12 protein-coding genes and 1 riboswitch are annotated in these 12,068 nt (G+C 28.8%); of the genes, 2 read left to right on the top strand and 10 right to left on the bottom strand.

Annotated elements, in window-relative coordinates; all coding sequences use genetic code 11:
• Window positions 1–33: 33 nt before the first annotated feature.
• The 4 genes from BUB33_RS02755 to BUB33_RS02740 all read right to left on the bottom strand — a co-directional run bounded on the left by BUB33_RS02755 (window position 34) and on the right by BUB33_RS02740 (window position 3,660).
• A complete protein-coding gene (locus BUB33_RS02755; RefSeq protein WP_072972931.1) occupies window positions 34–786 on the bottom strand; it encodes an ABC transporter ATP-binding protein in 753 nt (250 codons plus the stop codon).
• Complete coding sequence (locus BUB33_RS02750) at window positions 786–1,844, bottom strand: FecCD family ABC transporter permease (RefSeq protein ID WP_084725089.1); 1,059 nt, start codon at window positions 1,842–1,844, stop codon at window positions 786–788. Before BUB33_RS02750 ends, BUB33_RS02755 begins: the two co-directional genes overlap by 1 nt.
• The gene (locus BUB33_RS02745) at window positions 1,841–2,950 is read right to left on the bottom strand and encodes an ABC transporter substrate-binding protein (protein ID WP_084725087.1); all 1,110 of its coding nucleotides are present in this window, start codon (window positions 2,948–2,950) and stop codon (window positions 1,841–1,843) included. Before BUB33_RS02745 ends, BUB33_RS02750 begins: the two co-directional genes overlap by 4 nt.
• A gap of 150 nt (window positions 2,951–3,100) precedes the next feature.
• Window positions 3,101–3,279, bottom strand: a riboswitch (cobalamin riboswitch).
• A gap of 123 nt (window positions 3,280–3,402) precedes the next feature.
• Window positions 3,403–3,660: a YkuS family protein gene (locus BUB33_RS02740; protein WP_072972928.1), complete on the bottom strand. Its 258-nt coding sequence runs from the start codon at window positions 3,658–3,660 to the stop codon at window positions 3,403–3,405.
• 146 nt (window positions 3,661–3,806) lie between these two features.
• Here BUB33_RS02740 and BUB33_RS02735 point away from each other — a divergent pair, with 146 nt between their 5' ends.
• The gene (locus BUB33_RS02735; protein ID WP_072972925.1) at window positions 3,807–4,256 is read left to right on the top strand and encodes a hypothetical protein; all 450 of its coding nucleotides are present in this window, start codon (window positions 3,807–3,809) and stop codon (window positions 4,254–4,256) included.
• Window positions 4,257–4,285: 29 nt separating this feature from the next.
• Here BUB33_RS02735 and BUB33_RS02730 read toward each other — a convergent pair whose 3' ends face one another.
• From BUB33_RS02730 to BUB33_RS02710, 5 genes are all read right to left on the bottom strand, one after another.
• Window positions 4,286–5,665, bottom strand: coding sequence for an MATE family efflux transporter (locus BUB33_RS02730; protein WP_072972923.1), 1,380 nt, complete (start codon window positions 5,663–5,665; stop codon window positions 4,286–4,288).
• A 166-nt stretch (window positions 5,666–5,831) separates the two neighbouring features.
• Window positions 5,832–7,061: an efflux RND transporter periplasmic adaptor subunit gene (locus tag BUB33_RS02725; protein ID WP_072972920.1), complete on the bottom strand. Its 1,230-nt coding sequence runs from the start codon at window positions 7,059–7,061 to the stop codon at window positions 5,832–5,834.
• A 54-nt stretch (window positions 7,062–7,115) separates the two neighbouring features.
• Window positions 7,116–9,479 carry an ABC transporter permease gene (locus BUB33_RS02720; protein WP_200778101.1) on the bottom strand — a complete coding sequence of 788 codons (2,364 nt, stop codon included), beginning with the start codon at window positions 9,477–9,479 and terminating at the stop codon, window positions 7,116–7,118.
• A complete protein-coding gene (locus tag BUB33_RS02715) occupies window positions 9,473–10,183 on the bottom strand; it encodes an ABC transporter ATP-binding protein (protein ID WP_072973659.1) in 711 nt (236 codons plus the stop codon). The genes BUB33_RS02720 and BUB33_RS02715 overlap by 7 nt, the downstream gene beginning before the upstream one ends.
• A 13-nt stretch (window positions 10,184–10,196) precedes the next feature.
• Complete coding sequence (locus BUB33_RS02710) at window positions 10,197–10,775, bottom strand: TetR/AcrR family transcriptional regulator (RefSeq protein WP_072972918.1); 579 nt, start codon at window positions 10,773–10,775, stop codon at window positions 10,197–10,199.
• Between the two features lie 153 nt (window positions 10,776–10,928).
• Between BUB33_RS02710 and BUB33_RS02705 the strand changes: the two genes are divergently transcribed.
• Window positions 10,929–11,711, top strand: coding sequence for a formate/nitrite transporter family protein (locus BUB33_RS02705; RefSeq protein WP_072972915.1), 783 nt, complete (start codon window positions 10,929–10,931; stop codon window positions 11,709–11,711).
• A gap of 110 nt (window positions 11,712–11,821) precedes the next feature.
• Here BUB33_RS02705 and BUB33_RS02700 read toward each other — a convergent pair.
• The coding region (locus tag BUB33_RS02700) for an IS3 family transposase (protein WP_159429156.1) at window positions 11,822–12,068 on the bottom strand (247 nt) is incomplete at its 5' end.

Genomic DNA, 12,068 nt, shown 5'->3' with positions numbered 1-12,068 from the left:
AAAACAGCCTAGGCTGTTTTTAATTTTATATACTTATTTCATCACCACTATTTTCTTATTATCATGATAAATTATTTCCACAGGTATTTCATAAGTATTCATAATAACATCTTCATCTATTACCTTCTCTTCATCACCATAGGAAAATATTTTAGTATCCTTTAATATTAAAAACTTATCACAGTATCTTGATGCTAAATTTAAATCATGTATAGAAATTATTATGCTAATATCTTTCTTCCTCGATATATCCCTTAATATTTCCATAGTCTTCTTTTGATGCTTCATATCTAAATTACTAGTAGGTTCATCTAGAAGTATTACTCTAGGTTCTTGAGCCATGGCTCTTGCTATCATAACTCTTTGTCTTTCTCCACCAGATAACTGATTTATTCCTTTAAAAGCAAAGTCTTCTAACTGAAAGTCTTCCATTATTTCCAATATAGCTTTATTACTCTCGTCTGAATTTTTATTATTATATGGTGTTCTACCCATTTTTATATATTCAAATATAGATACAGGAAATACTAAATCTATATGTTGAGGCACATAGGCCATATATCTAGCTCGTTCTTTTAAGGATAAATTTCTTAAATTTATATCATCTATTGTACAAGTACCCTTGTTTTTTAATAAATCTAATATACATTTTAATAAAGTGGTCTTTCCAGTACCATTAGGCCCTAATAATCCTAGCACCTCTCCACTTTCTACTTCAAAGGATATATCTTGTATTATCTTTCTACCATCATATGAGAAGTCTATGCTTTCTACTTTTAAACCCATTAATAACTCCTCCTATTTAAAACTACTTGATGTAAAAATATGGGTACTCCTAAAAATGATATTACTATTCCTACTGGTACAATTACAGGTGATAATATTAATCTGCCTATTGTATCTCCTATAGTTATTAACATGGCTCCCATAATAGCTGATCCTGGTAATAAATATTTATAATTATTACCTATAATGGCTCTTGCTATATGGGGCGCTGCTAAACCTATAAATCCAATAACACCTGTAAAACTTATTATTGCTGCTGTAGATAAGGAAGCTAATGTGCTTCCTATAATTCTTAAAATTACTGGATTTATTCCCATGGTTTTTGCTAATTCATCTTCCATAATTGCCACAATTGTAAATTTATCATTTAATAACATCAATATTAATAAACATGGAATTACAAAAGAACCTACGATTTTTACATGTATCCATTCTGCTCCATTTAAAGTTCCAAATGTCCAATTTATAACTTTAGCTAATTTATTATCATCTGCAATAAATTGTATAGTTGTTGAACATGCTTGAAATAAATAATTTAATGCAATGCCTGTTAATATTATGGACTGTGAACTCATGGACATTTTCTTTGCTATTAAAAATATTACTATTGTACATATTATAGCAGCCATAAATGCATTTGTTACAATACCAAGCTGAGAACTTCCGAACAATCCAAAACCAAATACTATGGCTATAGAAGCACCAAATCCTGCTGCACTAGATATACCTATGGTAAAGGGACTAACAAGGGGATTCCTTGTTATTCCCTGCATTATTACCCCTGATATAGATAGACCTATTCCAGCTAGTAATCCTAGGACTGTTCTAGGTAACCTAAGATTTAATATAACCTTTTCTGTAGTAGTTAAATTGTGGGATCTTAAAATTCCCTTTAATATTGTTTTCCAAACATCCATAACAGATGAGTCCGTTATTCCTAAGGAAGTACAGATTACAGATATTATTAATAAACCTATAAATGCTAATATTAGAAATATTATCTTCCTAGTTTCTTTCTTCTGATAATCTTCTAGTATTTCACTTCTATTGTCTATCATTTAAGATCATTGACTCCATAAAAATGACCTTCAATATTTTTAAATCCTTGAAAATCTTCCATCCAAGCTCTAAATACTTCATCTGGATTTAATTCTGGTAAAAGGTCTGGATACATCCATTTAGCTATATACATTGTACCTACTAATTTTGATGCCCCACCATGGCTAAACTGAGTCATGAAAAATACTTCTTCATTTTTAACTGCGTTTATATCATCCCAACCAGGTCTTGAAATTATTTCATTATAAGTGTTTACAAAATCATCTTTTGTTGGTGGTTCATATAAACCAGTTCCTTTTATAGCCTTATCTGGAGTTATTAATTTTATAATAACATCTGGATTTCTTTTTATTACTTCTTCTGGATCTATTTCAGATTTTTTTATGTTTTCAAAATTACTTGCAAATATATTATTTGCTCCGCCAAAGGCTGCCATATCAAAGAAATAATCTCCTGGTAATGTAGAATTTAATGGAGATGTAGTTTCTAGATATAGAGTCCTTTTATTTTCTTCTGGTACATTTGCTTTAATATATTCTAGTTTATCATTAAAATAATCATAGAATTCTTTTGCCTTATCTTCTGTTCCAAACATTTTTCCTATGTTCTCTACTTGATTTTTAAAGTCAGAAGTATCGTATCCTGAAATTACGAAAACTTTAATTCCAAATGGAGCAAGTTTTTCTTCTGCTTCTTCATATGTACCATTAGATGGTAATATAAGAACTTGAGGGTTTAATTCAATTATCTTTTCATAGTTTAATTCACTTTGTCCTTTTCCTATTATATTATTAGGATCAAACTGAGCCCAGTATTCCCTATCTTGAGCAGTATTTGTATCTACTGCTATAACCTTATCAATTGCTCCAGATGCTCTTATTAACTCAGAGTTATATCTATTTGCTACAACTGCTGTTTCAACTGGATAAGGCAAAATAACTTCTCTACCTACATTGTCAATTAATGTAATTTCTTGAACTTCATCTTCTTGTTTCCCTGTTACATTTGATTCTTCTTCCTTACTTACTTCTTTTCCCTTACATCCTGCTAGTCCTAAAGTTAAAGCTAGTAATAAGGCTAATAATAGGGTTAGTTTTTTATTCATTGTTTTCTCTCCTTTTAAAAATATTATTGAACTTTATTACTAAATCCTAATAAAAAAACTATTATCTTCATATTCCACAATTCTTCCCAAGGAAATATAAAAACAATAGTAAATAACTGTTTTCAATTACCTATTTTCGACGGAAATAGGAATAAATTCAAATATTAAGCAGGTTTTCTGACTTATGTATAACATATGTTTAGCCTTCTCGCATTAGCAATGGCATAATTAAACATACTATCATTTACAGCGACCGGATCGTTTAAGATTTTCACTTAATTCCCTTTTAACGATATTTTAATTATCGCACTTAATATCTTATTCAATTAAAATTATTATAACATCCTTATATTCTTATATCAAACCTTTAATAACAAATAAAATTTAATTTATAAACCCATAAAAATTAGCCTGTATAAAAATATTTTTATACAGGCTAATTTATTGAAGACTTAATGTAATTGTTGCTCTAGTCTATCTTTTACTTCTTCGGGAGTTAATCCTCTTGCATTTACTACTGGAGCTTTAGTTTCTGTATCACTAATCCCTAACATATCTGTATTGTATCCTGCAGTTACAATAGCATCAAGACCACTTAACTTTGGAATATTATTATCTATAGATTCACTTAAGATTTCTATAGAATAACCTTCATTAGTTAGATAATCTGCCACATTCCTTAGTCCCTTTTCCACACCAATCTTTTTCATATATTTATCACCTCTAAGGTATTTTGTACAAATTAATAATATAATATACTCTTCCCTCTTTTGGATTTATTGTAATTTATAACTGTAATAATAATATAATTTAGTGGGAAATTATATATACTATAATTCAGATTGGAGGAATAAAAATGACAGAAAAAGCTTATTTTGGAGAAATAAGTGCAGCAAATAATGCTATTAGAGAACTTGAAAAGGCTGGATTTAGTGGTGCCTTTGTAGATATCAATGACCATTATATAGGAAATAGAAATGTTAAAACAAATAATCCTGGAACTAGTACTGCACCAAATCTATCCCAATTAATTTTAAATTCTGGCTCAGATAGTTTAGATAATGGAAATTCTCCTTTAGCTGCTGGTAATCCTATGGTTAGCGGCATGAGTTCTTTTGAAGAAATAGCAAATATAAACTACGTTGTTAGCGTAAATATAAGTGGTAAAGACTCTCAAAAAGCTAGAGATATTCTTAAAGATAATGGCGGATATTTGGGGAATCCAAATATTAGTGGAGAGAAAGCCATATCTAATGCAGAAGTTGATTTAACAAAAGCTATTTCAACCTTAGAAGATGATGTTTAATAAAGATACTCCCAAAAGGAGTATCTTTATTATGCAGCCATATTAAAATCATCTAGTTCTTGTACAACATTTCTTATCCATTTTCTAGATTGAAGTCGTTTAGCCTCAAAAAATATCTTAACTACTTCTTCTAAAGAAATTATTAAAAACACTTGTTCTAAAGGAAGTTTTAAATATAATGCTGCTACAAATCCTGCTGGAATGGCAAAACACCAAACAGTTCCAAGTTGAACTAGCATGGAATATGTAGTATCTCCTCCTCCTCTAAACACACCTACTATCATAAGAACGTTGAAAAATCTAAGGGGTGCAAAAAATGCCATAATTCTAAGGACTTTTATTGTAATGTCTAATGTATCCTTATTAATTTTAAATAATCCTGCAACAGCTGGAGATGCAATCCATAATAATACTCCAGTTATAAGTCCTAGAATGGGGGCAAAAATACCTAATTTTATTGCATAATCAATTGCTAATTTCTCTTCTCCTGCTCCAATCTTATTCCCCACCATAATTGCAGCCCCATTAGCAAGTCCTATGGAAAATACCATAAACATATTATTAATAGTGCTGGCTATTTGCATACTAGCAACTTCTCGAATCCCTATTTTTGCATATATTACTGAATATACTGATAGACCTACAGCCCATATTAACTCATTGATTATTACTGAAGAAGATGTTTTAAAATACATCTTAATAAATTCCTTATCAAATCCTATAATATTTTTTAATTTACTAGGAATAACAGAATTAGATTTATATGCACAAATAACTACAAATATCATCTCTATAGCCCTAGCTATACTTGTAGCTAGGGCCGCTCCTGCTACTCCCATTGCTGGAAATCCAAGGTATCCAAATATAAAAACCAAATTTAAAAAGGCATTTGTTAGTACACCTATTAAGCTTCCAAACATTGGCAACCTTGCAATACCTATACATCTCAATGCTGTGGAGTAAGTTTGAGTAATACTGGTAAGGACAAATGTTATGGAGATAATTCTAATATATTGGATACCTAGTTTTATAACTTCAGTATCTTTAGTAAATATTTTTATTATTTCTTCTGGAAATAAATATGCTGGAATAAAAAATAAAACCGAAACTATAAGGCTTAAAACTATATCCAAGCCTAACATTTTCCTTATATTAAGGATATCTTTTTTCCCCCAAAATTGAGACATAAATATGCCTGCTCCTGCATTAATTCCTGTTAAACATAACATGAATATGAAAAAATATTGATTAACTAAACCTACAGCTGCAATTGAACTTTCTCCAAGTCTTCCTATCATTAGATTATCAACCATATTTAGTGATGAACTAATTAAATTCTGCAAAGTTATTGGTATAACTAATGTTAGAATTGCAACAAGAAATTTCTTATCTTTTGATGTCTTTCTCATTTACGTCATTCCTCCTATTTTTTGACACAAAAAAGCAAATGGGTATTAAAAGCTGCCCATCTGCTTCTATATTTATTATATATTTAATTAAATTTACAATAATAGATTATATAAGAATATTTCATAATGGTCAATATTTTTCTTAAAATTAATTTATACTAAAATACTAAATACCCTTTATTCTAATTCCTTCTCTTATTTCCTTATGTGGCGAAAGTATAAGGATTTCTCCTTCTTTTAATCCTTGTATAATTTGGACATCTTTATCATTTTCTATTCCTGTTATTACCTCTCTTAGTCTTGCCTTTCCATTATCATCTATAAAAACATAATCCTTTCCATCTATGATAAATAATGCTTTTTTAGGTACTATTAATGTATTATTTACCTCTTCTGTAATTATCTTTACTTCTAAATCATATCCTGGTCTAAGACCTTTTTCATTACCATTTATTTCAATATCAACTTTTACTCTCTTTTGTTGAATACCTAAGTCAGAAGTTTTAGCAAAAGCATAGGGATGTATATTTTTTACTGTACCTTCCAAATCAACTATATTTAAATCTTTATTTGTTATATGAACCTTTGCTCCTTCCACAACCTTCATCACATCTTCCACTAATATATCACTTTCTATATATAATTTGTCTATATTCCCAATATCCATAATACAAGTTCCTTGTTGTATGTAGCTGCCTTCTTCAACAAATTTACCAAATACTATACCATCAATATTAGAATTTATAATAGAATCTTTATACGTCTTTTCTAAATCTTTTTCTTGTATATCTAGCTGTCTTAATTGTGTTTCAAATTTAGTAACTATATCTTGTGATATAGGTTTTTTTATAATCTCTAGGTCTAGTTTAACTTTTTCTAAGTTAATAGTTTCTGATTCCATCTGTAATAAAGCCTCTTGGTATTCTTCATAACTTATAGCTCCTTCATTATATAAAGTTTTTTTATTATCTAATATCCTCCTAAGGTTCGCAAGTTTCTTTTCTAAATCTTCTATTTCTAACTCTAATTTTAGAATTTCCTTATTATCTATAGGTTGTTTTGCTTCATTATATTCAGCTAATATAGCTTCTCTTTTATTGCTTAATTGTTCCATATCCCTTATAATTTCATCTTTATCTAATATTACTAATACATCTCCCTTTTTTACTTTATGACCTATATCTACTAAAACCTTTGAAACCATACCTGTAGTTGCAGAATATATATTTACTTGGTTTTCAGACTTTACTACTCCTAATTCTTCTACATACTTAGTTATATTTCCTTTTTCTACTGTAGCTGTATTTACTTCTATAAATCTTTTAACATATTTTATATAGGATACTGTGATAATAATTGTAATAAATATAATAGCAATAATAACTTTCTTTTTCACCTCATTCACATCCTTAAATTATAGTTAATATTATAAAATACTCCCTAATTATCCTTAAGATATTCTATTCTTTAATGAATCTATAAAATTCAAATGATAAATTTTTCTAATGGTAGCAAGTTGTGCTAAGGCAATAAAAATTATAGTAGAAATTGCAGTGATTATATAACTGCTAGGCTTTATTATAAGAGGAATACTATACATATCTGCAGAAAAAGATAGTACAAGCACCTTACACATTCCATAGCCCAATGGAACACCTGCTAATAATCCCCAAAATGTCATTATTGTATTTTCTTTAGTAACTAATCCATAAATTTCCTTTTTATCAAAACCCATTACTCGTAAAGAAGAAAATTCCATAGCTCTTTCTCCAATACCAACAATAGTTACATTATAAACAATAGCAAAGCCTAAAACCCCACCAAATATCATCATTACTCCTACAGAATAGATAATAATATCAATAAACTCTAAAATAGTATTCTTCATATCTTCAATAGACTGTATCTGTCTTATATTTTTAACATTTTGAAGTTTTTCTTCTAAGTTACTACTAGAATTCAATATTGCACCCGTTATAACTTGCTTTTCTTCTAATAATTTATTTATTTCATCTATATCTATATATCCATTGCTTCCTAAATACTGCTCTACAATACCTTTAACTTCAAGGGTTTTATCTTCTCTATCTAGTATAAGATTTTTTACTATTATCTTATCACCTACCTCTGCATGAAGATTATCAGCTACTATTTTAGAAAGTAAAATTCCGTCTTTTGGTAGTTTAATTTCATTTCCATCTATATCTTTAAAAAAATATAATTCTGTATCCCTTTTAAGTCCAATAATATTAACTGTCTTTTTTAACCATCCTCTCTTTAATTCCAATGGAATTTCCACCTTTGGTTCTATATAATCTATATCTGCAACTTGAATCAACTCCCTTATTGCATTATGATTCATAGGAACAGCAAAATCTATATTATAATCCATTCTTTGAAGTTCTCCATACTGTATATCAAATAGATTATCCCATACATTCATCATAAATATAGGTACCATAATAATTCCATAAGTTAAAGCAATTCCTAAAACTAAAAAAATTCCTCTCTTTTTATTTCTAAATATATTTCTGACTACCATTTTCCAACTAAAAGACATTCTATTCCAAATAAATTTAATATCTTCTATCCAAATTCGTTTACCTGTCTTGGGGGATTCAGCTTTCATAGCATCTGCTGGTAAAATTTTTATAACATTTCTAGCTCCAACCATCCCAGACAATATACAAAATATAACTGTTAGCAATATACCATAAGCAAAATATATATAATTTATCTCCATTTTAAACATAGGAATATTCATATATTGTATATATAAACTGGTCATGAAGGTAGAAAGTGGTATGCTCAATCCAGCCCCTATAATAGAACCTACTAAACCAATTAATACTGAAAACTTAGCATAATGAATTAATATATTAAAATTACTATATCCCAATGCTTTCATTACACCAATAGACATCCTATCATTTCTAACAATTCTAGATAACATAATATTTATAATTATTGCTGAAACTATTAAAAACAATAATGTAATAGAAGCAGCCATATTTTCCAACTGCTCTACTTCTTCCATCATTACACTATGACTTAGCTGTCCTTCTCTCTTAACAACCTTTTTAACTATGTATTTATCCAATTCTTCTTCTATTTCATCTATAATACTATCTATCTTATTTTTATAATTGTCTTCTACTTTAATTATTATTTCATTATATGTACCTTGATAGTCTAAGGTAGATTGAGCAAACTCTTCAGAAACATATAATATGCCAAACTTCTCTGGTGCTGGAAGCAGTGCCTGTTCATTTTCCATTAAATATATATATTCTGGACTGCCTACAACTCCTACTATTTCCATAGGATATTCCCTGCCTTTAATATAGGGTACTATCCTATTACCTAGGTTCATATTTCTAGCATCAAAGAATTGCTGCAATACCATTGTAGATTTTGGACTGTTTTTTAAAACTTTACCATCTATTAAAAATATATCATTTAACACATAATCTTCATTTGGTATAGATACTATCCTAACATTAACCTTTTCCTTAGGATTCTTTACCCTTAATGGTACGTCTGCACTTATTCTTCCTTGGACTTTTTCAATACCGTCTATAGCTGAAATTTCCTTTATAACTTTCTTAGGTACTTTAGAAACCTCCACAAAAATATCCCCAAAATTAGTTACATCATAATAATGAAATATTGTACTATTAAGATTATCAGCTACCATACTTAAAGAAATATAAATAGTCAGTGCCAATATAATCATTATGGAAATAGAGATAAAAGGTTCCCTATTATACTTCACTAGTCTCAATAACCTTATATCTAATTTTTTCATTACCATTCAATCCCTTCTGGATTAATAGGATTATCATTTCTTTTAATATCGGTTATTTCACCACTTCTCATTCTAATCACTCTATCAGCCATTTGCCCTATAGGCGTATTGTGTGTTATAACAATAACTGTTTTTTTATATCTTTTATTAATATCCTTTAGCAATTTTAAAATCTTAATTCCCGTTTCAAAATCTAATGCTCCAGTAGGTTCATCACAAAGTAATAACATGGGATTCTTTGCTACTGCTCTAGCAATAGCAACTCTTTGTTGTTCACCGCCGCTCATTTGTGATGGAAAATGGTCGGCCCTATCCTCCAATCCAACACTTTTTAATACATCATCAATATTTAAAGCATTCTTACAAAGTTCTGTAGCTAATTCTATATTTTCTCTAGCGGTTAAATTAGCCATTAAGTTATAAAATTGAAATACAAAACCTATTTTCTCCCTCCTATATGCTGTTAATTTCTTGTCATTATAATTTGTAATATCTTCATTATCAATAAACACCTTACCTTCTGTTGGTAAGTCCATTCCTCCTAAAATATTTAATAGAGTGCTCTTCCCAGAACCACTAGGTCCCAAGATAACTAAAAATTCTCCTTTATATATTTCAAGATTTATATTCTTTACAGCGGCTACCTTCACTTCCCCCATTTCATAAAATTTATTGAGAGCTATGATTTTTAATAAAATATTACCTTCCATATTTTTCACCTTCTCATCTTCCTAAAAGTCCATACTTTAGAAAATCATAAAGTTTTTCTGTAAAATCTTCTAGCTCCTTATTGCTATTTATATCATCAAATATTTCTTTATCTATTCCTTTTATTAGTGCAATCAATATATTTGCTATAAAAGCCTCATCTATATTTCTTATTTCTCCCTTATTAACTCCTTCCCTTACAATATCCTCAAATATAATCCTTGCCATTCTCTTTTTTTCTTCCATAAGCTTTTCATAAATGTATGGATTATCAAAAATATCTTTGTAAAGTGCCATAGAATATTGTTTGGAATGTTCCATGCCAAAATTTAATAAAAAGTCTATCCTATTTAGTGTACCTTCTATTTTGTCTATTTCATTTTTCATATCATTAAAATACCTATTCATAATAGATAATATAATCTGTATGAAAAGCTCTTCTTTCGAAGGAAAATACTTATATATGGTCATCTTACTAACTCCTGCTTCCTCAGCAATCTGATCCATAGAAGTAGCTTTGTAACCCAACTTTAAAAATAATTCTTCAGCCTTTTTTATTACCCTGCTATATTTTAATTCACTTTGACTAATCATATATTTCTCCTTTTTATACTATTATACTCACATAGTATAATAGTATAGTTTTTTTGTCAATATTTTTAATATCATTCTTGTATCATTTTATATTGTAGTGGAAAAATACTTATACTGGATAAATTTTATTATTACAGAAAGTAGGTAATATATATGGAAAAAAGATTTCTCGCACCATCAGAAGTTGCAAAAGCAATAATTGCATCTGCCGAAACAAAAGTTAGTTTATCCATAGCTCGATTAATAACTCTTGGAATAATGGCTGGAATTTATATTGGGTTTGGAGCTTTTGGTAATATTGTTATTATGCAAACCTTAGGTAATATAGATATTGGATTAATGAAGTTTTTAGGTAGTTCTGTTTTTCCTGTAGGTTTAATGTTAGTTGTTTTTTCTGGTTCTGAGCTTTTTACTGGAAATAATTTAATGACAATGGCTTTAATGGACAGAAAGATATCTATAAAAGGATTGTTAAAAAATTGGTCTTTAGTGTATCTAGGAAACTTTATAGGCTCATTAATTTTAGCTTATCTCATTTATAAGTCACAGTTAGTAAATAAAGACATATTAAACATTACATTTAATATAGGTAGTTCTAAAACATCTTTAAGCTTTCAAGTTGCTTTTATAAGAGGTTTATTGTGTAATATATTAGTTTGTATTGCTGTTTGGATGGCTGCATCGGCACAAGATATAGTTTCTAGAATATTTACTATATGGTTCCCAATAATGTTATTTGTATTGTCTGGATATGAGCATAGTATAGCAAATATGTTCTTTTTATCACTAGGAAAATACTGCGGACTTAATATTACTTGGTCTAATATATGGTTTTCAAATTTAATTCCAGTAACCTTAGGTAATATTGTAGGTGGTGGACTAATTATACCTATTGCATATTATATTGCCTATATTCTTCCTGCTAAAAATGATTAACAAATAAAAACAAGGTACATTTAATATGAACATGCCCCTGTCAAGTAGACAGTGAAAATAATAAAAACTTTGTGCGCCAACCATTTCATTATGATTGGCGTATATTCATTTTAAGCAGCTGAATCTAAAAGATAACGCCTGTATTCTATTGGAGTCATGCACTGTAATCGTTTTTGATACCTATGATTATTGTAATAATTTATATATTCAATAACAGCAGATTCTAACTCGGAATATGTGCAGAATTTTTTAAGATAGTACATTTCTGATTTTAACATTCCCCAAAATGCTTCCATTGGTCCATTATCAATACATCTTGATACTCTGGACATGCTTTGTATCATATCTGCATCATTT

Source organism: Tissierella praeacuta DSM 18095 (assembly GCF_900128955.1).
GTDB classification, from domain to species: Bacteria; Bacillota; Clostridia; order Tissierellales; family Tissierellaceae; genus Tissierella; species Tissierella praeacuta.
The sequence above is the reverse complement of the archived record's forward strand: the minus strand, read 5'-3'. Positions and strand labels throughout refer to the sequence as shown.

Excerpts from the sequence above, each read along its gene's own strand:
- BUB33_RS02755 (WP_072972931.1), bottom strand. The coding sequence starts at position 786 with ATGGGTTTAAAAGTAGAAAGCATAGACTTCTCATATGATGGTAGAAAG.
- BUB33_RS02750 (WP_084725089.1), bottom strand. The coding sequence starts at position 1,844 with ATGATAGACAATAGAAGTGAAATACTAGAAGATTATCAGAAGAAAGAA.
- BUB33_RS02745 (WP_084725087.1), bottom strand. The coding sequence starts at position 2,950 with ATGAATAAAAAACTAACCCTATTATTAGCCTTATTACTAGCTTTAACT.
- BUB33_RS02740 (WP_072972928.1), bottom strand. The coding sequence starts at position 3,660 with ATGAAAAAGATTGGTGTGGAAAAGGGACTAAGGAATGTGGCAGATTAT.
- BUB33_RS02735 (WP_072972925.1), top strand. The coding sequence starts at position 3,807 with ATGACAGAAAAAGCTTATTTTGGAGAAATAAGTGCAGCAAATAATGCT.
- BUB33_RS02730 (WP_072972923.1), bottom strand. The coding sequence starts at position 5,665 with ATGAGAAAGACATCAAAAGATAAGAAATTTCTTGTTGCAATTCTAACA.
- BUB33_RS02720 (WP_200778101.1), bottom strand. The coding sequence starts at position 9,479 with ATGGTAATGAAAAAATTAGATATAAGGTTATTGAGACTAGTGAAGTAT.
- BUB33_RS02715 (WP_072973659.1), bottom strand. The coding sequence starts at position 10,183 with ATGGAAGGTAATATTTTATTAAAAATCATAGCTCTCAATAAATTTTAT.
- BUB33_RS02710 (WP_072972918.1), bottom strand. The coding sequence starts at position 10,775 with ATGATTAGTCAAAGTGAATTAAAATATAGCAGGGTAATAAAAAAGGCT.
- BUB33_RS02705 (WP_072972915.1), top strand. The coding sequence starts at position 10,929 with ATGGAAAAAAGATTTCTCGCACCATCAGAAGTTGCAAAAGCAATAATT.